The organism is Veillonella parvula (genome assembly GCF_032577575.1).
GTDB lineage: Bacteria > Bacillota > Negativicutes > Veillonellales > Veillonellaceae > Veillonella.
The window spans coordinates 190,726-217,487 of sequence record NZ_JAWFVO010000002.1; the positions used below are offsets into that span (position 1 = coordinate 190,726).

Here is a 26,762-nt window from a genome sequence, read left to right on the forward strand (position 1 = left end):
TAACAATCATAAAACTAGGGAGACTTACATGTTCAAAAATCTATACGAAGCACCCCAAGAACTCGCTACTGGAGGCTATGTAACTAGAGAGTTACACTCCGTCACGGTACACTTTGACGATATCCACTATTCTCTTTCGAGCGGACAATTAAATGGTGGCTATCACCATACTCTAGCCGTACGTAATCAACAGCTAACATATCAAATCGAAACAGAAAAAGATTTACCCGGTGGCTCTGTAGCCGATTATTTAGCTCAAGAATTTGAGCACATTGATACACCTGTTCATTTTAGTACAGCCCTCCTCACGTCTGCCACAATGCATCTACACGCCTATGCCAAAGTCGAAGAACATGATACTATCGTAGAAACTATTGTGACTGCAGGCTATGAAAAAACGGCACATCGCGCAGGTACAGGTTATTGTTATGAAGAGCGTGATGGAAACTTCATAGTACCAGGCACAATTAATATCCTCGTATTTACAAATAAAGCTTTAACAGATAGCGCTATGGTAAAAGCTATCATGACGATTACCGAGGCTAAAACCGCAGCCCTACAAGATTGGAATGTTGAAAGTGTACGCCTCCATCCGTTTATTAACGAAGACATTCCTGACGCAATTACGAAAGAACGCAAAACATCTGCCACAGGTACCTCTACAGATGGTATCGTTCTCACCATCGATACAAATGGAGATATCTTAACCGATGCTGGCTCCTTCTCACTATTTGGAGACACTTTAGCCAAGGCCGTCTATGTAGGCGTACAAAGAGCACTAGAAAATGCTATTGGAGCTGAATAATCCTATCTTGTGATATCCAAAAACATCTAGAATGTCCCCAAATTATCATTCAACACCCCACTCATATATGAAAAATATAATACAAATGAAAAACCGCACATCCTAGGCGATCGGAATGTGCGGTTTATTGCATATAAAACTGTTACATGTAGTATAATTCTTGAAAATGAATATCAAATTAAATTTTGAGATATTTTCTCAACTTTTATTAAATTAATTATTAGATCAAAGAATCATTATGTTCCATGAATATTATGTGCTTTTAATAATCATAGAAGAATTGTTGTAACTTTTTAAGATTTTTAGTTTTTGTAAGCCCTAGCATCAATAAAATACGCGCTTTTTGTGGACTTAAAGTATCACATACTAGATAGTTTGCCAGTGCATCTTGTGGCACTGCAGATACCATACCACTACCGGTACGAGAAGCACGTACCGTTGGAAACTTTGTATTCTGTGTGATTTGACGTACGTTTTGTGGGATTGTACCATGACCAAGACCTGTTAAGATTAAACCGTCAGGATTTGTAGCAACTACACTCATAGGCACCATATCATCCATACCACCATAGCAGGTCATTATAACTACACGAGGTAACTCAGACAATTTACTCACATCAAATACAGAGTCTTGAGTATGACGTCGAGTAGACACTTTATAATAGTGGGCAAAACCATCTTGTACAATACCAAGATGCCCCACTAATGGACTATCAAAAGTCGCTACATTAGTAGTGTTGCATTTAGATACATCCCTTGCCCCATCAATGTAGCCATTTAATACGACTATCACACCTTTACCTACAGACGATGGTGTTCTCGCTACTTGGATAGCTTGCAATAAATTAATTGGCCCATCTGCACTAATAGCACCTGCGGGTCTCATAGATCCAGTAATAACAATTGGCTTGTCTGTATGAACTGTCAGATTCAGAAAATATGCCGTCTCCTCCATGCTATCTGTGCCATGAGTAATAACAACACCACCGATATCATCTCGATTAACCAATTTTTGCACCAACTTAGAAAGTTCTAACCAGTGATTTACGGTAATATCGGAGCTTTCAATATTACTAAACTGAGTATATGTATAAGGACCATACGGTTTTGTACCAGGTACGGAGGCTAAGATTTCGTCAAGTCCTAACACCCCTGCCGTATAGCCTGTTAAATCAGTATTTGAAGTACCTTTTCCTGCAATAGTTCCTCCAGTACCAATCAAAGCGATTTTTGTATCCATATTACCTCCACTATAAAACTATAAAATAATTATTGTTATTAAATTTAAACTAAGTACGATTCAATAAGGCTGGTCAATAATTGCCAGCCTTATTATATTCTAAAAAATTATTTTATCTTATTTTATGGCTTCGCCCCTATAGATTCATGGATTCATCTCTATAAATCGAGATTTCTGCCTTATCAATTAAAGCTTTGGGTCAAATGACGGCATCAACTCTAATTTATGCTTATTAATTCGATTCAGATGGTCGATTCGCTCTTTTGTTGCTTGATCTTCAATTTCCCCAGTTCTAATATAATGATCCAATACAGCATAGGTAAATCCTAATTTATCCTCATCGGACTGACCGCTGAGACCATCACTTGGCACCTTATCAACTAGGTGCAATGGAATATCAAGAAGTTTTCCTATTTGACGAACCTCTTCTACCACGAGTTGAGCGAGAGGGCTAAAATCACCTGCACTATCTCCGTATTTTGTAGAATATCCTACGTAGTCTTCAGAACCATTACAAGTATTGGCTACACGAGCACCATTTGGTAAATTTTGTCCTACTGCATAGAGAGTTGCCATCCGGAGACGAGGCGGCGTATTAATGGCAGCATCATTAGATAAATCGGTTCTCCCCGTTACAACATCATACCCCTTAGCTTGAACAATAGCATGAGTTAGCGCCTCATAGGCAGCACCAATATTGACCGTCATGTGCGGAATTCCTAAATGATTTACCACTGCCTGAGCATCATCAATATCCGCTTGCACTCCATTTGGCATAAGAACACCAACTACGCGATCTGCACCGAGAGCTTCTTTGCAAAGAGCCGCCACGATAGTAGAGTCCTTACCACCTGAAATGCCAACTACAGCACTACAGTTAGGACCATTTTCACCAAAATAATCTCGAATCCATTGAACGAGAGCATCTTTTGTAGCTTGTGGATTTTCTAACATAGGCCCTCCTACTTTTTCCGATAAATACGGTTCAATAAATCCATCTTCAATTGATAGTAGCTAGGACTCATATCAAGGTAGTGACGATGTGGATTTTCAAAGCGTTGCTCTTCAGGCCAAATTTCATTAGCTAATTGATCTTGCACATATGCTCGAATTTCCTCTAGTGTTGGTAAGTCCACAACTAATTTACCATCCTTGATAATAAGCTGCTTCATCTCTTTAAAAGTACAATTTTCAAAATATAATTCACGCCAAGGTTGCTCAGGATCGATATAACGATATGGTTCCTCTGTATCGGGCACCTCTCTCAATAATGTTAATAGATCTGCAATCGCACGTCCTTTATCATTATAAACACGATATACCTTTTTTAAACCTGGATTAGTAATTTTTTCAACACTTTCAGAAATCTTGATACGCGGTTCCCACATACCATCTTTCTCGATGCTAGCAATCTTATATACCGCACCAAATACGGGGTCACTCTTAGAGGTAATGAGGCGTTCCCCTACACCAAAAATATCAATAGGCCCACCTTGTATTAGCAAAGATGTGATTGTATACTCATCTAGACTATTAGATGCCATGATTTTACAATCCTCTAAGCCTGCATCATCTAGCATGCGCCGTGCTTTTTTAGCCAAATACGCAAGGTCACCAGAATCTAGGCGAATTCCTTTTAAGCGTTTACCCATTGGCTCCAATACATCCTTTGCTACCTTAATAGCATTAGGCACGCCAGAATTTAACACATCATAAGTATCAACGAGGAATACTGGATTATCTGGATACACTTCGGCATAAGCTTTGAAAGCATCATATTCAGAGCCATAGTACATAACCCAGCTATGTGCCATGGTCCCACTGACAGGAATACCAAATTGTTGCCCTGCTAAAACAGTTGCAGTGGACTGAACACCACCAATATAAGCAGCTCTTGCACCGTATACAGCAGCATCTACATTATGTGCACGACGAGCACCAAAGTCAGCCACAATACGCCCATCCGCAGCGCGAACAATGCGATTAGCTTTTGTAGCGATAAGAGATTGATGGTTCATCATAGTAAGTACTGCAGTTTCTATGATTTGTGCATCTATGAGAGGCGCCACAATTGTAATTACAGGTTCATTAGGATAGATGATAGAACCTTCTGGGAAGGCATATACATCACCGGTGAAAGAGAAATCTTCTAGATATTCTAAAAATTCTTCACTAAAAATACCCTGACTCCGTAAATAAGAGATATCACTTTCATCAAAGTGTAAATTTAAAATGTACTCAACGATTTGTTCGAGACCACCAAAAATAGCAAAACCGCCCTTGTCTGGATTACGTCTAAAGAAAACATCAAATGCGACGCGATCCACATTTTTTAATTTTGTAAAGTAGCCATGTGCCATAGTCATCTCATAAAAATCCATAAGCATGCTAATATTGCGGCTTTCATGTTGCATTAGTTCACCAACCTTCTAAGATCTATAGAAATTTAGTTAATTGTTATTCGTTATTCGTATACCCTCATTATACAATATTATTCCTATATAGCTAGCACCTAGCATAAGCTATCCTAATAATCTTTATTGTGATATAACTATATATATACAATAATAATTTATATAGTTCGTATGTATGAAAGAACCTACTATAGGTTGTAAAACAAGCGACCATTACGATAAAGTATTTCATTTTATATTGTTTTAAAAGCTTTCAATAATACATACATGTCTATTTTACATGAGAATGAAAGGTACCATTATGGAAACAATCGTTCAAGCAAAACGCGTATTAGAAATTTTTAAAGAAATGAGCCAAATTCCTCGTGAGTCCGGCAATGAAAAAGGCATCAGCGATTACATCGTGAACTTTGCTAAAAATTTAGGTCTTGAAGTTCATCAAGACGAAATCTTTAATGTAATTATCAAAAAAGCTGCATCTCCAGGTTATGAAAACCGTCCATCCATCATTTTACAAGGTCATATTGATATGGTTTGTGTTAAAGACCATGACTCTAACCACGACTTCTCTAAAGATCCAATCGCCAATATCATCGAAGGCGATTGGATGCACGCAGACCATACAACATTAGGTGCCGATAATGGCATGGGTGCTGCTATGATGCTTGCTCTCCTTGAAGATGAAAGCCAACAACATGGACCTATGCAATTATTATTCACTACCAACGAAGAAACTGGTATGGATGGTGCCTTTGCCATTAAAGAAGGTCAAGTAACTGGTGACTACTTACTCAACCTGGATACAGAGGTAGAACATGACTTCACCGTTAGTTGTGCTGGCGGTTGCCACGTACATGTAAAAATTCCATTGTTACGCGATAACAATCAACCAGGCTATGATGCGGGCTTATCCATTACAGTAACTGGCCTCAAAGGGGGACACTCCGGCATCGAAATCAACGAGCAACGAGCCAATGCAAACCAAGTGTTAACCCGTGTACTCTATGATATTCAACAACAATATCCTATTAGCTTAGCGTCTTTTGAAGGTGGCGTAAAACATAATGCAATCCCGTCTAAAGCAGTAGCTGTACTATCCGTACGCTCTGAAGATGTGGCAGCCATTAAAACATTGCTCGCATACCAAGAAAAACAATACCAACACGAATATAGCGTACAGGATCCAGGCCTTACATTTGTAGTTGAAGATGTTCCTACTCCTGAAATAGTATATGCAGAAGACACAACAGAAGCACTTATTACATATATCTATCTTGCACAAGATGGGGTTCATTCTGTAAGTAAGTCTATTCCAAACCTTGTAGAAACATCTAATAATATTGCTATCGTACGTGAAAATCAACATACCATTGAAATACTCATTTCTATTCGTAGTTCCAATAGCAATAGTCTTGAATTCTTAACGAAAAAAATGATGCTTCTTGCAAAAGCACTCGGCGTAGCTGCAGAGCGTACAGGTGGATATCCAGCATGGGAATACGACAAAGGCTCAAAATTGGAAGAACAAGCGATTTCGCTGCATAACGAAATGTTCGATACACCAGCTAATGTAAATGCCATTCACGCAGGCCTCGAATGTGGTTTATTAAAAGGCGTATTGCCAAATACACAGATGATTAGCTTTGGGCCTACTATCGTAAGTCCTCATACACCATCAGAACGCGTTCATTTACCTTCTGTTGAAAATGTATATGTGTACCTCAAAGCATTATTAGCAAAATTACAATAAAATAAATAATTACTATATTTTTGATGTATAATTTGCTATACTATAAGCAAATAACACATCAAGTTACGAGACTCATGTAATAGTGACTCTCCAACCCTCCTACAAGTAATTCAGCCATCTCTCCAACTGAATTACTTGTAGGAGGGATTTTTTTCATAAAAATTCCTCAACTATATAAATAAATATTTATTCATACAGGAGTATCCTTTCATATATGAACAACATGGAATGCATCGTTTTATTTATAAATAATTATGAATATCAACTACATGTGCCAGTATACTCATATATAGTATATAATCTATAAATTTCAAAAAAGTCTGTTAAACTCTGACTCATTCACTAGTCTCCATATACCCCATAGAGTATTTTCTGTGTTATCTTATAGGTGTATACTGTGTTTACATTATGCAGGAGGTATATATGATTCCAATAGTTATCATATCCGGATTTCTAGGTTCTGGAAAAACAACATTCTTACAACATATACTAAAAGAACATACATCGAAAGATAAAATTCTTATTATAGAAAACGATTTTGGTGAAACTAGCCTCGATGCTGCTAATCTTGCAAAAACAGGGGCCACAGTCCGTGAAGTAACATCTGGCTGTATTTGCTGTAGCTTACAAGGAAATTTCCAACAGGCACTACTTGATATTCTCCAAAATTACAAAATCGATATGATCTACATCGAGCCATCAGGTGTTAGCAAGCTTAGTGAAATCATCCATACTTGTAACGACGAGGACATTGCAAAATCTGCTTACGTTCACGCATCGATAACGACTGTCGATGCTATGCAAGCACCAATGTTTATCAAAAATTTTGGACTTTTCTTCAAGGATCAAATCACTCATAGTGATGCGATTTTTTTGAGCCATACAGAAGATATTCAACAAACAAGCATTACGAAACGTATGATTCGCGACCTCGCGCCACATACACCAATCCATGAAGAAGCATGGGATACCATCAGTTTGCGTGATTACATCAAGCGTCTGTATCATTGTCATGATGATCACTGTTTGCACGATGAACATTTATTTATGAGTCATACCTTTAAGGATTTACGTACTCTCAGTCTCGCACAGTGGAAAACCATTTTAGAAGGCATGCCTGATACAGTGCTTCGTGCCAAAGGGATTGTACCTACTACAGAAGGCCCACACGAACTCCAGTACGGCACACATTATTGTTCGCTTTCACCTAGTGAAACTAATGACTATAGTTTAGTCGTTATCGGAACAGATTTTAATGTACCAATGGTACATAACGAAGTGTGTCAATCATGATTCCTGTTTATATCGTTACAGGGTTTATTGGATCCGGTAAAAGCACATTCATAAACAAACAATTACAATACCGAAAAAAGCTAGGCGGTACCGCAATAATCAGCGCCGAAGAAGGCAGTGAGCCTCTTATCAAAGAGCCCTTACAACTCAATGCGGATGAACTCAGTGCTATCGTTCCTAGCGATATCAAGTCTTACGAGTTGATATCCTGTAAAATCGGGGATTATTTAAAACAAGTACAGCCAAAAGAGCTATGGATTGAGTGGAATGGCATGGTAAGCTTTCATCAACTAGAAGCCTTACTATATAGCGATATGTTAAGACACCTAGTACAAATAGAAAAGGTATTATATATTTGTACCGATCAATTTGTTTCAACCATACTCCCTGGTTTAGGTAATGATGTAATGAGTCAATTATACAGCGCAGATTGTATCATAACAGAGTCCGATACACATCACACTTTATTGCGCACCTACAACGGAGAGGCTAAAATTGTAACCACTCCCACCCCTGAAAAAGTGGAGCAGCTGTGCCGAAATTCTACATGGGGACTCATTCCCAATCTATTAGTTATTGGTGTTACAACTTATATACTGTTGGTCACAGCTTTTCGCCATGATATCCCCTATTCCATCCACCAATGCTTTGCTATAATCACGGGTCTCATCATCGAAGCCATCCCATTCCTATTGCTAGGCACGGTAGGCTCAACGATTATTCGCTATTTCGTACCACAACGAGTGCTACTAAAACTGTTAGGCGACCATTCTTGGAAAAGTTATGGGGCTGCTATGGTCAGTGGCTTTGCCTTGCCAATTTGTGACTGTGCTATCATCCCCTTATTCAAGGCACTAATAGACAGAGGTATCCCTTTATCGGTAGCCCTTTTATTTATGCTCGCTAGTCCGATTATAAACCCTATCACCATTCTTTCTACTTGGTATGCATTTCCAGACAATCCTATGCTCTCCGTATGGCGTATCGTTTTAGGATTAGGTGTTGCCTTGTTAGTAGCCCTATCGTTCCGATTCTGGCCTCCAGCCACATCTATATTGAAAGCAAGAGCACCACAGAATCTTAGCTACGAAGAAATCGTTTTAGAAACAACTAAAACTAAATATATTGATAAAAAAAGATTGTTAATCCATATGGAACAAGAGTTTTCTCAACTCTTATTCTATTTCTCCATGGCGGCAACTGTACTATCTATAGTTCAAGTGTATGGCAAACCTTGGCTTCTCAATGCAGGATTAACCTTGCCAGAATTTACAGCCATTCCAATTTTGCTGATGTTAGCATTCTTCTTCTCAGTCTGCTCTACATCAGATGCTATCATCGGTAAATCCTTGAGCACTTTATTTCCTATTAGCTCCGTAATGGGCTTCCTCATCTTGGGTCCGATGCTAGATATCAAAAATGTATATATATTAAAACAATATATGCCTGCCTCATTCATCATACGATTAAGTATAACAATTGCCGTTATGTCCTACATAGCAGCATTAGTATTCAAATTTTTTCTTAGCTAATTTACAAATTTTTATAATCATTATCTCAGTTCTTAATTAATTAAAAGGAGATGATTTCATGACATTAGGACTGAAAGATCGCTTTTCTATCGTGAAAGGTCTATTGTATCTCACCTTAGGTATCTGCTGTATTTACCTCATTGTGACAGGTCGTTATTTGAACTATATTGCACCACGTTATGAACTTTTACTAGGTATTAGTGGCGTTGCCCTTATTTTAGGAGGTCTAGCGACGATCATTTGGGCGCCTTCAAAATACTACAAGCATAACTGGAAGTCTATCGTTCCGATTATTATTCCCATTATGTTGCTCATCATTCCTCCCGTTCTTGTACCATCAACAGGCGTTCATGGTGCCGTTCGCGTAAACGATGATACTAACAATTTCGACTTTACAAACGATGCTATTGGAGAGGTTGTCACCGTTAACAGTGAAAGTAAAGAGCCAGGGATTTCCAAGGACAAAAAAGAAATCGTTTTGAACTCAGATAATTTCTATCAAACCATTGTAAAGGTTGGATCTAATGTTGATCAATATAAAGACTACACAGTTTATATGACAGGCTATGTAAACCGCGATGATAATACATTAAAATCTAACGAATTTACTATTTCTCGTATGGCTATGGCTTGTTGTATTGCTGACGTTGCCCCTATTGGCATGACAGCATATAAAACAGATGGTGATAGCTTACAAAATGAACAATGGGTATCGATTGAAGGTAAGGTTTCTACGCGAGACTTCCACGGTCGTAAACAACCATATATAGAAATTACAAAAATCAAATCTGCAGAACCTATATTAGGCTATGTGTACCCTTAAGAATTACATAAAAAACGAGGCTTAACGCCTCGTTTTTAATAGGAATGATTCTGTTGAATAAAATAATAACGTATATTTCATAGTTCAATGTCTATATGAATCTACAAAAGATTGATGCCTTATAATAGTTATTATATTTATTCTTGTTATTATAATTATAATAATTATTAAAACGTTCTATTAGTGCTGTAATTCTTTAATAATTCTCTTACCAAGAGATGCTGCTACAGCGCACAAGAAAATATCTGGGCCAACGGGAATTAGGAAGCATGTAATAATAACAGCTTCGACACCAATAGGCTTACCTAAATACAGATTCATAATAAAGTATAGGTACACCATGCCAAGACCATATACAATAAATAGATTTAATATGGATCCAGCTAGCAAACGTTTAAACGATAATGTATCCATTGTCTCTGCAATGCGTCCTACTGCATACGCACCAACCATAAAGCCAATTAAATAACCAAAGGTAGGTTGCAAAATATAACTAGGACCACCACCGGACGTAAAAATAGGAACCCCAACAAGACCTAATATAATATAAATGCCAACACTAGCGGCACCTAAACGACTACCTAAAACCATGCCCGCTAATGTAGTAAATAAGATTTGCAATGTAAACGGACAATTCGGTAATGGGACCCGTATGAAAGCACCAACGGCGATTAGCGCCACAAAAAGTGCTGTCATCGTTAACTGACGGGTGGTAATGTGAGTTTGTTTTGATACAGTAGAGCTCATGGTATACCTCCATTCATAACAGACTAAGCAGGAATTTGTGCTATCAATGGAGAATAAAAATCCAAGATAACACGAAAACAAACTACTAACTATCTAAATTAAAGCACTTGTATTTTTAATTGTCAACTATAACGATTGACTTTTAGTTTACTATATAGTCTAATATTATATATACTATGTTTTTTGTACTTTTTAATTTTGACTATAGCTAATAGTTATTATCAATAGTTCATAATAACTAAAAGATATACTCATCTTCATACAGAAATCATTTAATTTCATCTTATTTTCATATAACAAGATTAAATTATACGTAAGTAGATTGAGTGAAATCTACTTTCACAAAATCGTAACTAAACGAAAATTATAATTTGGTATCAGGAGGCATTGCTTATGAAAAATGTTAAGAAAGTATCCAAAGTACTATGTGCATTTGGCGTTAGTACAGTATTATTAGCAGGTGTAGTTGGTGCAGCTAGCAACCATGGTTACAACAACCATAGCAACTGGAATGGTGTTGGTAGCGTTGTTCCATCCGCACAAGCTAACTATTCTGTTGATTATATGGGCGCTATTACAGTATTCCAACAACAATTCCCTGGCGCTACTGTAAAATCTATTTCCTATGACGCAAAACACAATCCTTACTATGAAGTAGAAGGTTATTATGGCAATCGTGAAGTAGAAATTAAAGTAGACGAAGCATCTGGTCAAATCGTTGGTAAAGAAGTAAAAGGTTACTCCAAAGCTTCTAAAACAATTAACGTTCAAAACATCATCATTCCTGAAGTAGCTGAAACAAAAGCTATGGAAAAAGTTGGTTCTGATTTCCAAACTATGGATTGGACTGTTGAACGTGAAAACGGCAGAGTTGTATATGAATTCGATATGACAACTGGCGGCGGTAAAAATGCTGAAGTAAAAGTAGACGCTACATCCGGTAAAGTTATTAGCGCTAAAGTTAAAAACACAAAATACTAAGATTTTTCTTTCATCAAGTGAAACCCTATCCTAACCCACTTAGATGACACACTACACATATAACACACATACTATACACACTGTATCCTTTGGATACACTCTCTAACACACTCTCAGAGAGCCCGTAACACTAACCACGGGTTCCCTAAAATCCTATCTCACACAATAGGAAAACGGTCTGTGCTCACACACCACAGACCAAACGTTACACACACTATACTCCCTTAAAGACCTTGGATCATTGAATCCAAGGTCTTTTTATATATCCATTCTATCAAGGTTGTATTACACCTATACAACTTTTTATTCTTATAAAATTAGCACATACTTACAAAAAGACCTCCCAACGGGAGGTCTTTTGTATAAGTTTTATAGGTTTGATAGTTATGTGTTCTATTTCTTAAGCAAAGTTCAGCTTAAGGATGTCATTTGTAAGTTCTGAAAGTTTGATCTATAGTTTTCAAACTAAAGGTGTGAAAGATTAAGCTTTATCTAAAGCTTGTGCTAAGTCTTCGATGATGTCATCTACATTTTCAAGACCGATAGACAAACGAATCATGTCTGGTGTTACGCCAGCAGATTTTTGTTGTTCTTCGTTAAGTTGTGCATGTGTTGTGGATGCAGGATGGATAACAAGAGATTTAGCATCTGCTACGTTGGCAAGGTTGGAGAAGATTTCCAAGGAGTCAACAAGTTTAATACCTGCTTCTTTACCACCTTTTACGCCGAATGTGAATACAGCACCAACACCTTTAGGGAAGTATTTATCAGCTAATGCTTTGTATTTGCTGTCTTCTAATTCTGGATAGCTTACCCATGCTACCTTAGGATGTTTGCTTAAGAAATCTACTACTTTACGAGTATTTTCAACGTGACGTTCTACGCGCAAAGACAATGTTTCGATACCTTGCAAGATTTGCCAAGATGCAAGCGGTGTAATGCATGCACCAGTATCGCGAAGTAATTGAGCACGAATTTTTACAGTGAATGGGATTGGCAAATCACCAAATACTAATCCATTGTAGTGTTCGTCACCTTCGGAGAAGCCAGGGTATTTACCAGAACCTTTATAGTCGAATTTACCAGATTCTACAACTACGCCAGCCAATGTTGTACCGTGACCACCAAGGTATTTAGTAGCAGAGTGTACAACTACGTCAGCACCATGTTCTAATGGACGGAATAAGTATGGAGATGCAAATGTATTGTCTACAATCAAGATGATATTGTGTTTATGTGCAATATCAGCTATGGCTTGTACATCGATAAGATTAATACCAGGGTTACCAATAGATTCGATATAAACGGCTTTAGTCTTTTCATCGATAGCTGCTTCAAATTCTTCCAAATGATCCGGATTTACGAATTTAGTTTGAATCCCCAAACGAGGCAATGTAGCAGTAAACAAATTATAAGTACCACCATACAATGTGGATGCAGCAACAATATTATCACCAGCATCTGCTACATTTAAAATAGAGTACGTAACCGCTGCAGAACCAGATGCTACTGCAATACCAGCAGCACCGCCTTCAAGTTCTGCCACACGAGCATCCAACACATCTGTAGTAGGATTACCAAGGCGAGAGTAAATACCACCAGGATTAGTCAATGCAAAACGACCCGCTGCTTCCTCAGCATCTTTAAATACGAAAGATGTAGTTTGATAAATCGGTACTGCACGAGAACCTGTTGGATCCACCGTATGACCAGCGTGTAATTGTAATGTTTCAAATCTGTATTGTTTACTCATTATAATAACTCCTTTATATTAACTATATTTTAAGTTCGTTCTTTATGCCTAGTATATTACTATGCTTTAAAAGTTATGTCTACTATTTTTTATATTCTTTTCTCCATAACTTTAAACTATGGTGGACAAAGGAGGATAAAAGCTTTTACCAAAACCGCTAAAGCGAACTAAGTCATTTATGAGAAATAAAATCCCCTAATTACTTGCAAAGAACTAGCTCCCTTGAGAAATGTTAGAAGTAATTAGGGGTACATATTACTATCAATAGATTAGAAATAAGTACTTACATTTAGATGTAAGCGCCTAAATTTTTATCCCGTTCAAATTTCATTCTTTGGATTTGTTCAATGATGTACGGTGTTTCTTGGTATACATAGTAGTTCAACCAGTTTGTAAATAATAGTGTACTTACAGAGCGCCAGCGCACGATGGGACGTTGTTTTGGATCATTATCCGGGAAGTAGTTTTCAGGAACTGCAATATCCATACCTTTTTTGATATCCCGCACGTACTCACGGTTAAGTGTGTCCCAATCGTATTCGGCATGACCAAATACAAAGATATGCTTATTATCTAAACTACGAACGATAGCAGCACCTGTTGGTTCAGACCCAGCCAAAAGTTCCAAGTCACGATTTTCCTTAATTTGTTGCAAAGAAACTGTAGTGTGACGAGAATGTGGCATCCAAAACTTTTCATCAAATCCACGCATGAGCACTGGTCGATCATTATAAATATCGTGTTCATAAACACCGAATAATTTCTCATCCATAATAGATTTGTTAATACCAAAGTGATGATATAAACCAGCTTGAGCTCCCCAACATATATAGAAGGTCGAATATACATGTTCTTCGCCCCAGTTCATGATTTCTACGAGTTCAGACCAATAGTCTACCTCTTCAAAAGGCATTAACTCTACAGGAGCACCGGTAATAATCATACCGTCAAAGAACTGGTCTTTTACCTCATCAAAAGTGCGATAGAAAGTTTCTAAATATTGTTCATCTGTATTTTTAGCCTTACGAGATGCGGTATGTAATAATGTTAAATTAACTTGCAATGGGCTATTACTGAGAGCACGCAAGATTTGAGTTTCCGTCACTTCTTTAGTAGGCATCAAATTGACAAGCAAAATTTGCAAAGGTCGGATTTGTTGATTTTCCGCCCGCTCAGTATCCATAACGAAAATATTCTCTTGAGCTAATTTCGTTATGGCCGGTAAATTTTTTATTACTTTAATAGGCATAGTGTCACCTCTACATATTCTACAATTTGATAACCTAATCTAAACAATTTAAATAAGCTAATTAAAAGCCTTTAGCCTCGTAAGCACGTCTCCAAGCTTCGAGCCCTTCTTCTAATACCTTACGAGGGCAAGCGACATTAATACGTTCAAAGTCTTCCCCATCGACACCAAACATAGAACCCGTATCGAGCCATAGCTTAGCATCATTGATGATCCATTCATCTCGCTCTTTAGGGCTAAGCGGCAATTGAGAGCAGTCCAGCCACATGAGATAGGTCCCTTCAGGACGATATGCATGAATCTTTGGCATATATTTTGCTACATAGTCGATGGTGAATTGAATATTGTCTTGAATATATTCTTTCAATTCATCAAGCCAAGGAGCCCCGACTTTGTAGGCTCCTTCACAGCCCACAATCCCCATCGTGTTCAATTGGCTATAACCAGCACGGTCAATTTCTTTTATAAAACGACGACGTAAGGAGTCATTTGGAATAAAGATATTACTTACTTGTAAGCCTGCAATGTTAAAAGTCTTGCTAGGCGCTGTACATACAACGCAGTGTTCTGCATAGCTTTCACCAAGGTCGGCAAAGACCTTGTGCGTATGCCCCTCCCAAACAAAGTCAGCATGGATTTCGTCACTCACGATGAGCACATTGTGTTTAATACAAATGTCGCCGAGGCGTTTCAACTCGTCCTCAGTCCACACGCGCCCTACTGGATTGTGCGGATTACACAAGAGGAATAATGTTACATTCTCCTCAATAATTGCACGCTCGATGCCTTCAAAGTCGATAGTGTATTTTTCGTCGCCTTTGATGAGCGGCACATTGATAAGACAACGATCGTTATCGTCAATAACCATACTAAATGGGTAATACACAGGTTGATTAATGAGCACCCCTTCGCCAACCTCGGTAAAAGCACGAACCGCCATCGCTAAAGCAAATACGATACCAGGCGTTTTAACAAGCCATTTTTGTTCTGGCGTCCAGTTAAAACGCGTAGCAAACCAATTCTTCAACACTTCAAAGTATTCATCGTCAGACTCTGTATAGCCGAAAACACCATGCTTAACACGATCCAATAAGATTTGTTTTAACTCAGGGGAAATTTCAAAATCCATATCCGCTACCCAGAATGGCAACACATCCGCAGGTTTACCGCGCTTTACAGCAAAGTCGTATTTCAATGATTTTGTATGAGTTCTATCTACTATTTGATCAAAATTATATTGTCCCATAGGAACTCCTTTATTTATTAAAAGCCTGTTCCAAGTCCGCAATCAAGTCTTCTGTATCTTCAATACCTACAGATAAACGTAACAAACGACGTGTAATACCTTTGCGTTCTGCATCTTCAGGTTTCAAGTCAGGATGTGTTTGCGTCACAGGATACGTCAACAAGGATTCTGTACCACCAAGGCTTTCAGCGAATTGAATAAGCTCAATACCTTCTAATACTTGTTTAGCCGTTTCTTCGTTATCTACTTCGAAGGATAACATGCCGCCAAAGCCTGTTGTTTGGGCTCTATTGATTTCATAACCTGGATGTTCAGGAAGGCCTGGGAACAAAACTTTAGTTACTTTTGGTTGTTTTTTTAACCATTCGGCAAGAGCAATGGCATTCTTTTGATGTTGCTCCATGCGTAGAGCCAATGTTTTTACGCCGCGAATAACGAGCCAGCTATCCATAGCAGATAAACATGCACCTACGGTTTTGTACGTTAAACGCAATTTTGCGGCGATTTCTTCGTCTTTTACAATAGTAAAACCAGAAATTACATCGTGATGACCACCAATGAATTTGGTACCACTATGAACGACAATATCAGCACCCAAAGTCAATGGCTTTTGGAAATATGGACTTAGGAAAGTATTGTCGATAATCACTAGCGCATTACGTGCATGCGCCAATGCACAGAGTGCACGAATATCGGTAATCTCCATCATAGGATTTGTCGGTGTTTCAATATAAACAGCCTTAGTATTTGGTTTGAAAGCTGCTTTCACCGCATCAAGATCAGAAGTACCAACATATGTAAATTCTATGCCGTTTTTTTCATAAATATTGGTGAACATACGGATAGAACCACCATATAAGTCATCACCTAAGATGATATGGTCTCCAGGGGAGAATAGATGGAATACTGCGTCCACTGCGGCCATACCAGAAGAGAATGCTAATGCATCTGTACCTTCTTCAAGATCTGCTATCAATTGTTCCAAACGGTCCCGCGTCGGATTAGACTCACGCGTATATTGGTAACCTGTGGTATCACCCAACTGCGAGTGAGAAAATGTACTAGACATATAAATTGCAGGGGAAATTGCACCAGTACTATCTGGCTTGCCACTGCCGTGAACACATTTTGTATTAAATTTCATTCCATTCAACTCCTCATATTTGTATACAATATGTTAATTATAAGAGTAGACAATGACTAAGGTCAATAAAAAGGGGCACTCATACATCCTGAGTGCCCCGAAAAAGTCATATCTATTTTGAATGGGTTGTCATAACTCTAAGTTAAGTTAGACTAATTTTTAGTACGTTTTGTAATAAGTAATGCCAAAATAATACCTAAAGAAGATGTTACCAATTGAGGCCAACTAGATACAAAAAGCATGGTATTTACAATCTTTGGTGGAAATTCGAACAAAGAGAAGAACAAGGAATATCCCCCAAAGAGTACGCCGGCTTTTACCAAAGCCGCCACAATAATAAGTAAAAGCTTTGGCTTATGTTGTAACCAATGTGCCACAAATACATACGCTGTCGTGCCAAGAGCCGTAATCAAAATGAACGGCGGTAATGGTAACATGCCTTGTAAATGCGCCACCACTGGTGCAATCCAAGCAATGACTAGACCATTTTTCCAACCATAGCGCCACGTCGCCAAAACAAATGTAGCAGATGTAATGGAACCGATGAGGAACATGCTCACCTGATTAGGAATAAAGGGGAAAATGAGGCGCAAGCTTTGCGCCAATAAGGCAACGGCCAACAATAGGCCTGTGCCCGTAATAGACTTTGTAGACATAAGAACCTCCTACTATACGATATAGATTTTACAAGAGGTACCTACCTCACATTTAAAATTAAGCCTCTACAAAATATAGACGTGCTCGATCATATACCCAATTATAAATATAAGTATAACCTAATATGACTAATGTCATCGTTATATCTGTAGCAAAGGCCATCCAAAAACTCATATGCATCATGTACATAATAATAGGCACTGTGGCAAGCATAAACAAACCTTCAAACAACACTGCATGAACCGTGCGAATGATTGGGCCTCGTGCTAATCGATCACCTGGTACTAGTTTATCAAAAATCCAGTTAAACACAAAATTCCAAACCATCGCCAACAAGGAAAAAATAACCATCAAGACCAAAGGCTGCCCCTCATGCGGAACAAACTGCATCACCAAACAGCCAATCAAAACACAGCCTAGCTCATATAAAATCGACTGTACAACACGCTCTGTAGCAGACATAATAATAAACCACCTCCATCAGAAAACCCAAAAAAAGATATTTACTATCATATCAATATTATATTATATTTATTTTCTTAGATTTGTCGAATATTGCCATTTTAAAATAAAAAAAGCCGCGTTGTATCTACTAAGCGACTTGCCCCTCGAAGTGAGTTATGCCATTTTCGGATATAAAGAAAGCCCCTCGTAGTGTTCTTTAAGCTCGACTTGCTTTTCCCAAAGTGAGTATTGCCATTTCAGGATAAAAGAAGCCGCCATATGTCTGTCCAGCGACTTGCCCTCCCGAAGTGAGCTATGCCATTTTCGGATATAAAGGAAGCCCCTCGTAGCGTTCTTTAAACTCGACTTGCTTTTCCCAAAGTGAGTATTGCCATTTCAGGATAAAAGAAGCCGCCATATGTCTGTCCAGCGACTTGCCCTCCCGAAGTGAGTTATGCCATTTTCGGATATAAGGAAAGCCCCTCGTAGCGTTCTGTAAGCTCGACTTGCTTTTCCCAAAGTGAGTATTGCCATTTTAGGATAAAAAGAAGCCGCATTGTATCTACTAAGCGACTTGCAGCGAATGGAGCGCAAGGAGATACAATGCGGCGGAGCACTTTATCCTAAAAGTGGCATTACGAACTGAATCCATGGAATCCCCACCACGATAAATATCGCAAGGTAGATAATCCCAAAGATAGCGCCTAATTTCCAGAATTCAGGCCCTTTGTTATAGCCACTAGCAAACCAGATTGGACTGTGACCAGTACCATATGGTGTAAGGATACCCATAATACCCATTGGTACTAAAAGAATTAACATAACTTGAGCTGGGTCAACGCCAGGAATTTGAAGAATTAGAGTAGCAAATAAGCCTACCATAGCCGTTACATAAGCAGTACCAGATGCAAAGAAGTAACGAAGCAAGCAGAATGCTAACAACAAACCTAGAACAGCCATAGTTGGATCTAGAGACACTAAAGAACCACCTGCAGATTTAGCAAGCCAGTCCAAGAAACCTACATTTTTAAGACCCGCAGCCATAGGTACGAGTGTAGCGAACCAAGTCAAAACATTCCATGCTGGTTTGTTAGCAAGGAAGTCTTGCCATGTCATAATCTTAGTGAAAATCATCAAGATAATAACAATCAAAGCTGTTGTAGTTGGGTTTACTTTAAATGTAGAAGCACCAATCCACAATACAAGAGCCAACACGGAAATCAAGGCCATGAAAATTTCACTGCGCGTCATGGAGCCTAATTTCTTATACTCATCTTTCGCCCACGCCGCAATTTCAGGGGAACCTTTTACCTCTGGTTTGCAGAATACATAAGTCAACAATGGAGTGATGATAAACAAAATAAGACCTACTGGTAAGAAAGCTAAGAACCATGTCCCCCAGTTTGCCGCTACGATACCAGACTTAGCAGACAATTCAAGAGCCAATGGGTTTGGCGCTTGACCAGTCAAGAAGATGGAGCTAGATACACATGTAGTTGCCAACGCTACCCAGTTCAAATAGGAACCGATTTTACGAGGATTCTTATCTGGATAGGAGTCAAACATTGGACAAATACTAGATACGATTGGGTAAATCGTACCACCAGAACGAGCCGCATTACTTGGGATGAACGGCGCCAATACAAGGTCCGTAATAGCGATGGCATAACCAAGACCTAAAGAGGACTTGCCAAGCTTTGCTACGAGGAACAAGGCAATACGGCGGCCAAGGCCAGAGTTTTCATAACCGATACCAATCATGAAGGCTGCGAAGATCAACCACACGATGGCATTAGAGAAACCGCTAAGACCCCAACTGATAGCTTGTGCATCAGTAATCGCCTTTGCTACACCAGTTGCTTTATCTACAACAGGAGCAGGACCAACCTTAAACAACATAGACACGGTAACAGCAATGATACCGATGAAAGCTGGTGGCATTGGTTCTAAAATCAACCCTACCACGAGGCCAGCGAAAATACTTACGTAAATCCAAGAATTTGCGCTAAGGCCTTCAGGAGCACCGATGAGCCATACAAGAATAGCTACTACAAGCGGTGCGAATAATTTCCAATTCAACTTCATTAGAAACTCTCCTTACTACGTCAAAACAAAAATTGCAAAAATTGCCTATATAGTATATCAAATATTTTAATAAGATGATATAAACTCAATCATAATACTTATTAATTGATAATAAACTTTTAGTAATAGCTTTTATAACAATAAAAAGCGATACCCCTTAGAAGTAAAGAATTGAATCTAATTGGTATCGCTATCTATTTTGTAAAAATATTTCAATTGTAATTAGCTTACTAAATTATATTATTCACCTTTTGGAACAAACCATAGGCCATTGTTATTTTTTTCCATGTAGTCTTTGAATTCTTGAGAGTGGTAAGCTGCTACGATGTCTTTTGCCCATTGTGCATCTTTGTTTTTCTCATTAACTACGAATTGTAATAACCATTGTGGCAATACGTCTTCATTTGCCAATGCAGATTTAGGATCAATTTTTGCATTATAGATAATCGCACCCGTAATGACAATATAATCGAAATCAGTACGTACAGAAGGAATTGTAAGAGATTTCATTTCTGTAAATTTAAGATGTTTAGGATTTTCAATAATATCTGCTTGAGTTACTGTTGCCAAATCTTTGTTAGGATCAAGCTTAATCCAACCGATTTTTTGCAATAACGCATAAGCACGAGCCATGTTGGATGCATCATTAGGTACAGCAATAGTGTCGCCATCTGCTACTTGATCTAAAGATGTTTTAGAACCACTAAAGATACCTGCTGGTACTGTTGGAATTGGTGTTAATGCTACAAGATGACCATTTTGTTTTTCGTTAAAGTTTTTCATGTATGCTGTATGTTGTTCAACGTTAAAGTCAACCTCACCATCACTTAACACTTGGTCAGCTTGTACCAAATCAGACATATCTACGCCTTTAAAGGTATAGCCTTGTTTCTCCAAAATTGGTTTTACACCTTTTTCAAACAATTCAGAGTAAGGACCCTGAGATTTACTGTAGGTTAATTCTTTTTTAGCACCATTATCGCTATTATTAGAACTGCAGCCTGCGATAAAAGCTACGCTGAATACTAATGCTGCACCAAGGGCAAGAAGCTTTTTAAATTTCATAGTATTTTCTCCTATATTTCACAATCGATATAACTAAAATCTATTTCATCAAATTAGAAACGACGCGCACGACGTGCAAAGTAGTTACCTATGGTTTGAATAATTTGAACAAAAATAATTAAAATAACAACGGTAAATAACATCAATGGAAAGTTCAACCGTTCATAACCATAGGTAAGGGCCAAATCACCTACACCACCAGCACCAATGGCACCAGCCATAGCAGTAGCACCGATAAGACCTATGGTACCTGTTGTAATAGATAGAATAAGCGAACCCTTTGCCTCTGGTAAAAGGAAATGCCAAATCACCTCAAAATGAGAGGCCCCCATAGACTGTGCAGCCTCAATAATGCCTTTATTGACCTCTAAAATAGAGTTTTCAAAGAGTCGAGCAAGATAAGGTGCAATGAATATAACAAGTGGTACAATAGCCGCTGTTGTACCAACGCGAGTACCTACAATCATCTTAGTTAACGGTAATATAAACACCATCAAAATGATAAATGGTACGGAACGTACAATATTAACAATTGTATTGGTAATGGTATAAACAATACTATTTTTAACGATACCATTAGGATTTGTTACTACCAGTGTGACTGCGATAATTAGACCTAGTACTGTACCAATAAATAGAGATAGGAACACCATATATAATGTCTGTTCTGCGGCTAATAATAACTGCGATCCTGGAACACCAAGTTCTTGCATGAAGAAATCCATTATAGTGTCACCTCCTGCCATTCAATACCTTGAGCAATAAGATACTCTTTTACCTTGCCCACCTCAAGATCATCGCCAATAAACTGAACAATGAATATACCAAGTGCAGTATGTTCTAACTCTGTTACCGTAGCAAATAATACACTCGTTTCTAAATCAAAGGTTTTATTAATATGATATAGAACATTATCTGTCGTATTATTTCCTAAGAAATGCATCTTAAGAATTGTGTATGGCCTTTTATCACAAGCTAATGTATGTTTCACTGTTGATGGAATTTCATCAGGAATTACAGTTCTAACAAATCGCTTTGTTGTTTCGTGTTTAGGTTTACTAAACACCTCAAGTACAGATCCGCTCTCTATGAGCTTTCCATGCTCCATAACTACAACTCGATTACATATTTTCTGAATTACATCGATCTCATGAGTTACGATAACTACTGTTACTCCTAGTTCACGATTAACACGTTCTAGTAATTGTAATATAGATTCTGTTGTATCAGGATCTAGAGCGCTGGTTGCTTCATCACAAAGCAATATGGATGGATCTGTAGCTAATGCACGGGCAATACCAACGCGTTGTTTTTGACCACCAGATAATTCTCCAGGATATGCATTTGCTTTATCGCCTAAATCAACAAAGTCTAATAAGGTTTTAACCTTTTTATCAATGTCGGATTTTGGTAACCTATTAAGAATTAGCGGGATAGCCACATTATCATACACAGATTTAGCATTCAATAAATTAAACTGTTGAAACACCATGCCGATGCGCTTACGAACCTTTCTGAGCTCGCTAAAACTTAAGCCATTGATATTCACACCATCTATTTCAACATGACCAGAGGTAGGTACCTCTAGAGCATTAATCATCCGCAACAGTGTAGATTTACCAGCTCCACTGAAGCCAATAATGCCAAATATATCGCCTTTTTCTATGGTAAAGTTTACATCAGATAATGCAGTAACCTTTTGCTTATTAACGTCAAATGTTTTCGTTACATTGCGTATAGCAATCACTGTACCACCTCTTTCCTTTTATTGTAATAGGAATTAATCTTCATTTAAAACATATCTCATAGGTATGTTTTAACTATATTCTTAGATTACTACAATTTATAAGGACTGTCAAACAAACAAAGAACCTCACCAATTAAAAGGTAGAGGTTCTTTGTTTATACAGCTTCTAAATTATAAGGATTTACATTCCTACATATCTAATTTTATATCTTACATATCAAATCTACATCAAATCAAAACGATTCAACCCCTAAAAAATTCAACTTATCTATATCGATTAAATAAGAATAATGATCCTAGTATGATTGGTGCCCCAATATAGAGCCCCATATTTGGTATTTCCCCCAACAGAAAGCCCGCTACTATAGCTGCCACGATTGGCGAAATATACATAAAGTTAGTTACATCAGACACCTTTTCCGCATGTTCCAAAGCAAAACTCCAGAAAACAAAGCCTAACGCACTAGAAAGAAATGCTAAATAGGCCATGGCAAATTTTGCACTAATCGGTGCCACAACAATCATTTCAATGGCATGTTCTGCAAAAGGCAAAGCCATAATGGCACCTGTAAACATAGACCACATGGCGATAGCAACAGGCTTATATCCTTTTAAACTAAGACCACGATTAAGGATATTATAAACTGCAAAGAGTGTCATCCCTAGCAAAGTCCATAATGCACCTGTAGGAATTGTAAGGGTTGAATTCCAAAGAATAATTATGGCTACACCTATAAAAGCTGTTATTGTAAATAACCAGCCTATGGGGCGTATGTCATCTTTATAAACAATCATGGCCATCAGTGCCGTCGTCATCGGAGTCAAGGCCATAATAATACTGGATGTGGCCGCCGGAATTGTGCGCAAACCTTCATTAAAAACAACTTGGTAAACAAAATTCCCTGTGGCGCCTAACAGAATATATAGTCCCCACTCACGCCATGTTGTCGGTATGTGTAAGCCTTTTACAACACCGATTACCAGCATAAGTAAGGCCCCACCCATAACCCTTGCCACAGAAAGTGTTAATGAATCTACGGATTGTAATGCTATTTTACTGAAAGGAAATGCAGTAGCCCATACAGCAATCGTGGCAGATGCACCCAAAATAGCTTTCATTCGATTTGTCATTAGCATCCACCTTTCAACAGTATTCGCATATACAATCTTATAATCAATTTTGATCCACGTATATTCTATCCAGATTATTTCTATCTTGATTAATTCTACCAAGATAATGTTATCTATATGTATTATATCTTAACAACACTATCTAAATAGTACCATAATATACCACTGAAACTACAAAAAATTAAATCATACCTTTTTTCACCGCTTGAACTATACACAAATATAAACTATCCAATATTATTGAAAAATCGGAATTCAAGGTTTCTTAACAATATTGATATGCAATTTCATATTATTATATATGCATCAAGTGAGATCACAAAAAGCAAAAGCTCATATAAGCCGCTATATAAAAGCAAATCCCAACAATTTAGCTTATGAAAGTTTATGAGATACTTCACAAAATCGCATAGTATGTATTGAAAATCTATATCATCTATTCATTGTAGAATTGTTACAAACATTGTACACTATAGGCATAGAAATCTATAGTTATATCCTTTTATGGAGGTGCAAAATGCAACATACTGCATGGAAAGATTTTAACACAGGTGTGTGGGATAAAGCCGTTGATGTACGCGACTTTATTCAAAGAAACTATATCCCTTATGAAGGGGACGATTCCTTCCTTGCTGGTCCTACAGAAAGAACGACAAAATTGTGGAACCAAGTAATGAAGCTTTACGAAGAAGAACGTGAAAAAGGCGGCATGCTTGATGCTGATACTTCCGTGGCCACACACATTACTGCACATGCGCCAGGATATATCGACAAAGACCTTGAAACGATCGTTGGTTTGCAAACTGACAAACCTTTAAAACGCGCTATGTTCCCTTATGGTGGCTTGCGTACAGCGAAATCCGCTATTGAAGAATACGGCTTCAAAATGGATTCTCAAACCGAAGACTTCTTCAAAAAACACCGTAAAACACACAACGATGGCGTATTCGACGTGTATACTCCAGAAATGCGTGCAGCTCGTACAGCTCATATCGTAACTGGTTTGCCAGATGCGTACAGCCGTGGCCGTATCATCGGTGACTACCGTCGTATCGCTTTATATGGTGTTGATTACCTCATAGAAGATAAAAAAGAACAATTTAACATCACTATGGGCGATATGCTTGAAGATGTCATTCGCGACCGCGAAGAAATTCAAGATCAAATCCGTTCTTTGAAAGAATTGAAAGAGATGGCAGCGTCCTATGGCTATGATATTTCCAAACCAGCTAAGGATGTTCGTGAAGCTATGCAATGGATTTACTTCGGCTATCTTGGTGCCATTAAAGAGCAAAACGGTGCTGCTATGTCCATTGGTCGTAACTCCACATTTCTCGATATCTATGCGGAACGAGACCTTCGCAACGGCACATACACAGAGGAACAAATCCAAGAATTCGTAGACCATTTCATTATGAAATTGCGCATGGTTCGCTTCGCACGTATCCACGAATACAACAATTTGTTCACAGGTGACCCTGTTTGGACCACTGAATCCATCGGTGGTATGGGTACTGACGGCCGTACATTGGTTTCCAAGATGTCCTTCCGTTACCTACATACATTGACTAACCTTGGTCCTGCTCCAGAACCAAACCTCACTGTATTGTGGTCCCCTCGTATGCCTATCGGCTTCCGCCGTTTCTGTGCGAAATTATCCATTGAAACATCTTCCATTCAATACGAAAATGACGAATTGATGCGTCCTAACTCTGGTGATGACTACGCCATCGCATGTTGCGTATCACCAATGCGTATTGGTAAAGAAATGCAATTCTTCGGTGCTCGTTCCAACTTGGCTAAATGCTTGCTTTACGCTATCAACGGTGGCGTTGACGAAAAGTTGAAGAAACAAATTGGGCCTAAATACCGCCCTATCACTTCCGAATACTTAGAATTTGACGAAGTATGGGAAAAATTCGACGACATGATGGAATGGTTGGCAGGCGTATATGTAAATGCATTGAACATCATTCATTACATGCACGATAAATATGCTTATGAAAAACTAGAAATGGCCTTGCATGACCGTAAGGTAACTCGTTGGTTTGCAACTGGTATCGCTGGTTTATCCGTAGTAGCAGACTCCTTATCCGCTATTAAATATGCTAAAGTAAAACCTATTCGTGATGAAAATGGCATCGCTGTTGATTTCGAAATCGAAGGCGACTTCCCTAAATATGGTAACGATGATGACCGTGTAGATGGCTTGGCAGCAAAAGTTGTTTCCACATTTATGAACAAAATTCGTAAACATCCTACATATCGTCAATCCGTTCCTACTATGAGCTTGTTAACAATTACTTCCAACGTAGTATATGGTACTGCTACAGGTTCTACTCCAGACGGCCGTAAAGCTGGCGAAGCTTTCGCTCCTGGCGCGAACCCAATGCACGGTCGTGATTCTCACGGTGCCGTATCTTCATTGGCATCCGTAGCTAAAATGCCATGGCGTGATTGCTCCGATGGTATTTCTAATACCTTCTCTATCATTCCGGACGCATTAGGTAAATCTGGTGAAACATTTGTTTCCGTTAGCGATTTTGATATTGAGTTAGACCCTTCTCAATTGCCTAACAGCAATACAAACTTCGCATGCAGCGAACCAAATGTTACTATAGAGGAAGATAAGTAAAATCTTCCACAGTATCGAACT

Annotated in this window: 22 protein-coding genes; 7 read left to right on the forward strand and 15 right to left on the reverse strand. The window is 38.4% G+C overall.

What is annotated here, in order from left to right; all coding sequences use genetic code 11:
• Nucleotides 1-28 precede the first annotated feature (28 nt).
• Nucleotides 29-805 carry an adenosylcobinamide amidohydrolase gene (locus E7K77_RS04835; RefSeq protein WP_316105044.1) on the forward strand — a complete coding sequence of 259 codons (777 nt, stop codon included), beginning with the start codon at nt 29-31 and terminating at the stop codon, nt 803-805.
• Nucleotides 806-1,067: 262 nt separating this feature from the next.
• Here E7K77_RS04835 and E7K77_RS04840 read toward each other — a convergent pair whose 3' ends face one another.
• From E7K77_RS04840 to E7K77_RS04850, 3 genes are all read right to left on the reverse strand, one after another.
• Nucleotides 1,068-2,045 (reverse strand): asparaginase, encoded by a 978-nt coding sequence (locus tag E7K77_RS04840; protein WP_195394469.1) that lies wholly within the window; start codon nt 2,043-2,045, stop codon nt 1,068-1,070.
• A 186-nt stretch (nt 2,046-2,231) separates the two neighbouring features.
• Nucleotides 2,232-2,999: an NAD(+) synthase gene (gene nadE / locus E7K77_RS04845; protein ID WP_325306350.1), complete on the reverse strand. Its 768-nt coding sequence runs from the start codon at nt 2,997-2,999 to the stop codon at nt 2,232-2,234.
• An 8-nt stretch (nt 3,000-3,007) separates the two neighbouring features.
• The gene (locus E7K77_RS04850) at nt 3,008-4,459 is read right to left on the reverse strand and encodes a nicotinate phosphoribosyltransferase (protein WP_287531032.1); all 1,452 of its coding nucleotides are present in this window, start codon (nt 4,457-4,459) and stop codon (nt 3,008-3,010) included.
• A gap of 301 nt (nt 4,460-4,760) precedes the next feature.
• Here E7K77_RS04850 and E7K77_RS04855 point away from each other — a divergent pair, with 301 nt between their 5' ends.
• The 4 genes from E7K77_RS04855 to E7K77_RS04870 all read left to right on the forward strand — a co-directional run bounded on the left by E7K77_RS04855 (nt 4,761) and on the right by E7K77_RS04870 (nt 9,857).
• Nucleotides 4,761-6,209, forward strand: a complete 1,449-nt coding sequence (locus tag E7K77_RS04855; protein ID WP_287531033.1) for an aminoacyl-histidine dipeptidase — start codon at nt 4,761-4,763, stop codon at nt 6,207-6,209.
• 423 nt (nt 6,210-6,632) lie between these two features.
• Complete coding sequence (locus E7K77_RS04860; protein ID WP_221741375.1) at nt 6,633-7,502, forward strand: CobW family GTP-binding protein; 870 nt, start codon at nt 6,633-6,635, stop codon at nt 7,500-7,502.
• Entirely contained in the window at nt 7,499-9,034 is a 1,536-nt protein-coding gene (locus E7K77_RS04865; RefSeq protein ID WP_325306351.1) for a permease, read from the forward strand. The genes E7K77_RS04860 and E7K77_RS04865 overlap by 4 nt, the downstream gene beginning before the upstream one ends.
• Nucleotides 9,035-9,092: 58 nt before the next feature.
• The gene (locus E7K77_RS04870) at nt 9,093-9,857 is read left to right on the forward strand and encodes a TIGR03943 family putative permease subunit (RefSeq protein WP_278466971.1); all 765 of its coding nucleotides are present in this window, start codon (nt 9,093-9,095) and stop codon (nt 9,855-9,857) included.
• 180 nt (nt 9,858-10,037) lie between these two features.
• On the opposite strand, the gene E7K77_RS04875 is transcribed toward E7K77_RS04870, so the two are convergent.
• Nucleotides 10,038-10,604, reverse strand: coding sequence for a biotin transporter BioY (locus tag E7K77_RS04875; protein ID WP_004693921.1), 567 nt, complete (start codon nt 10,602-10,604; stop codon nt 10,038-10,040).
• Between the two features lie 393 nt (nt 10,605-10,997).
• Between E7K77_RS04875 and E7K77_RS04880 the strand changes: the two genes are divergently transcribed.
• Nucleotides 10,998-11,585: a PepSY domain-containing protein gene (locus E7K77_RS04880; protein WP_004693923.1), complete on the forward strand. Its 588-nt coding sequence runs from the start codon at nt 10,998-11,000 to the stop codon at nt 11,583-11,585.
• A gap of 481 nt (nt 11,586-12,066) precedes the next feature.
• Here E7K77_RS04880 and E7K77_RS04885 read toward each other — a convergent pair whose 3' ends face one another.
• From E7K77_RS04885 to E7K77_RS04935, 11 genes are all read right to left on the reverse strand, one after another.
• Nucleotides 12,067-13,338 carry an O-acetylhomoserine aminocarboxypropyltransferase/cysteine synthase family protein gene (locus tag E7K77_RS04885; RefSeq protein WP_278604653.1) on the reverse strand — a complete coding sequence of 424 codons (1,272 nt, stop codon included), beginning with the start codon at nt 13,336-13,338 and terminating at the stop codon, nt 12,067-12,069.
• A 289-nt stretch (nt 13,339-13,627) separates the two neighbouring features.
• On the reverse strand, nt 13,628-14,587 hold the full coding sequence (gene metA, locus E7K77_RS04890) for a homoserine O-acetyltransferase MetA (RefSeq protein ID WP_325306354.1): 960 nt from the start codon (nt 14,585-14,587) through the stop codon (nt 13,628-13,630).
• A 61-nt stretch (nt 14,588-14,648) separates the two neighbouring features.
• Entirely contained in the window at nt 14,649-15,833 is a 1,185-nt protein-coding gene (locus E7K77_RS04895; RefSeq protein ID WP_004697823.1) for a MalY/PatB family protein, read from the reverse strand.
• A gap of 10 nt (nt 15,834-15,843) precedes the next feature.
• Nucleotides 15,844-16,977, reverse strand: coding sequence for a trans-sulfuration enzyme family protein (locus E7K77_RS04900; protein ID WP_004697921.1), 1,134 nt, complete (start codon nt 16,975-16,977; stop codon nt 15,844-15,846).
• Between the two features lie 152 nt (nt 16,978-17,129).
• Complete coding sequence (locus E7K77_RS04905; protein ID WP_004697864.1) at nt 17,130-17,633, reverse strand: ECF transporter S component; 504 nt, start codon at nt 17,631-17,633, stop codon at nt 17,130-17,132.
• A 58-nt stretch (nt 17,634-17,691) separates the two neighbouring features.
• Nucleotides 17,692-18,096, reverse strand: a complete 405-nt coding sequence (locus E7K77_RS04910) for a PACE efflux transporter (RefSeq protein ID WP_004697727.1) — start codon at nt 18,094-18,096, stop codon at nt 17,692-17,694.
• Nucleotides 18,097-18,696: 600 nt separating this feature from the next.
• Entirely contained in the window at nt 18,697-20,163 is a 1,467-nt protein-coding gene (locus E7K77_RS04915; RefSeq protein WP_325306356.1) for a DASS family sodium-coupled anion symporter, read from the reverse strand.
• 240 nt (nt 20,164-20,403) lie between these two features.
• The gene (locus E7K77_RS04920) at nt 20,404-21,228 is read right to left on the reverse strand and encodes a MetQ/NlpA family ABC transporter substrate-binding protein (RefSeq protein ID WP_325306357.1); all 825 of its coding nucleotides are present in this window, start codon (nt 21,226-21,228) and stop codon (nt 20,404-20,406) included.
• A 53-nt stretch (nt 21,229-21,281) separates the two neighbouring features.
• Nucleotides 21,282-21,953, reverse strand: coding sequence for a methionine ABC transporter permease (locus E7K77_RS04925; protein ID WP_325306359.1), 672 nt, complete (start codon nt 21,951-21,953; stop codon nt 21,282-21,284).
• A complete protein-coding gene (locus tag E7K77_RS04930; protein ID WP_325306360.1) occupies nt 21,953-22,975 on the reverse strand; it encodes a methionine ABC transporter ATP-binding protein in 1,023 nt (340 codons plus the stop codon). The genes E7K77_RS04925 and E7K77_RS04930 overlap by 1 nt, the downstream gene beginning before the upstream one ends.
• Nucleotides 22,976-23,239: 264 nt before the next feature.
• Entirely contained in the window at nt 23,240-24,106 is an 867-nt protein-coding gene (locus tag E7K77_RS04935; protein ID WP_325306362.1) for a DMT family transporter, read from the reverse strand.
• Between the two features lie 517 nt (nt 24,107-24,623).
• On the opposite strand from E7K77_RS04935, the gene pflB reads away from it, so the two are divergent.
• Nucleotides 24,624-26,741: a formate C-acetyltransferase gene (gene pflB, locus E7K77_RS04940; RefSeq protein WP_325306363.1), complete on the forward strand. Its 2,118-nt coding sequence runs from the start codon at nt 24,624-24,626 to the stop codon at nt 26,739-26,741.
• Nucleotides 26,742-26,762: the final 21 nt, after the last annotated feature.

Bases quoted from the DNA above. Each gene is read 5' to 3' on its own strand.
- E7K77_RS04835 (WP_316105044.1), top strand. From the start codon at position 29: ATGTTCAAAAATCTATACGAAGCACCCCAAGAACTCGCTACTGGAGGC.
- E7K77_RS04840 (WP_195394469.1), bottom strand. From the start codon at position 2,045: ATGGATACAAAAATCGCTTTGATTGGTACTGGAGGAACTATTGCAGGA.
- nadE (WP_325306350.1), bottom strand. From the start codon at position 2,999: ATGTTAGAAAATCCACAAGCTACAAAAGATGCTCTCGTTCAATGGATT.
- E7K77_RS04850 (WP_287531032.1), bottom strand. From the start codon at position 4,459: ATGCAACATGAAAGCCGCAATATTAGCATGCTTATGGATTTTTATGAG.
- E7K77_RS04855 (WP_287531033.1), top strand. From the start codon at position 4,761: ATGGAAACAATCGTTCAAGCAAAACGCGTATTAGAAATTTTTAAAGAA.
- E7K77_RS04860 (WP_221741375.1), top strand. From the start codon at position 6,633: ATGATTCCAATAGTTATCATATCCGGATTTCTAGGTTCTGGAAAAACA.
- E7K77_RS04865 (WP_325306351.1), top strand. From the start codon at position 7,499: ATGATTCCTGTTTATATCGTTACAGGGTTTATTGGATCCGGTAAAAGC.
- E7K77_RS04870 (WP_278466971.1), top strand. From the start codon at position 9,093: ATGACATTAGGACTGAAAGATCGCTTTTCTATCGTGAAAGGTCTATTG.
- E7K77_RS04875 (WP_004693921.1), bottom strand. From the start codon at position 10,604: ATGAGCTCTACTGTATCAAAACAAACTCACATTACCACCCGTCAGTTA.
- E7K77_RS04880 (WP_004693923.1), top strand. From the start codon at position 10,998: ATGAAAAATGTTAAGAAAGTATCCAAAGTACTATGTGCATTTGGCGTT.
- E7K77_RS04885 (WP_278604653.1), bottom strand. From the start codon at position 13,338: ATGAGTAAACAATACAGATTTGAAACATTACAATTACACGCTGGTCAT.
- metA (WP_325306354.1), bottom strand. From the start codon at position 14,587: ATGCCTATTAAAGTAATAAAAAATTTACCGGCCATAACGAAATTAGCT.
- E7K77_RS04895 (WP_004697823.1), bottom strand. From the start codon at position 15,833: ATGGGACAATATAATTTTGATCAAATAGTAGATAGAACTCATACAAAA.
- E7K77_RS04900 (WP_004697921.1), bottom strand. From the start codon at position 16,977: ATGAAATTTAATACAAAATGTGTTCACGGCAGTGGCAAGCCAGATAGT.
- E7K77_RS04905 (WP_004697864.1), bottom strand. From the start codon at position 17,633: ATGTCTACAAAGTCTATTACGGGCACAGGCCTATTGTTGGCCGTTGCC.
- E7K77_RS04910 (WP_004697727.1), bottom strand. From the start codon at position 18,096: ATGTCTGCTACAGAGCGTGTTGTACAGTCGATTTTATATGAGCTAGGC.
- E7K77_RS04915 (WP_325306356.1), bottom strand. From the start codon at position 20,163: ATGAAGTTGAATTGGAAATTATTCGCACCGCTTGTAGTAGCTATTCTT.
- E7K77_RS04920 (WP_325306357.1), bottom strand. From the start codon at position 21,228: ATGAAATTTAAAAAGCTTCTTGCCCTTGGTGCAGCATTAGTATTCAGC.
- E7K77_RS04925 (WP_325306359.1), bottom strand. From the start codon at position 21,953: ATGGATTTCTTCATGCAAGAACTTGGTGTTCCAGGATCGCAGTTATTA.
- E7K77_RS04935 (WP_325306362.1), bottom strand. From the start codon at position 24,106: ATGACAAATCGAATGAAAGCTATTTTGGGTGCATCTGCCACGATTGCT.
- pflB (WP_325306363.1), top strand. From the start codon at position 24,624: ATGCAACATACTGCATGGAAAGATTTTAACACAGGTGTGTGGGATAAA.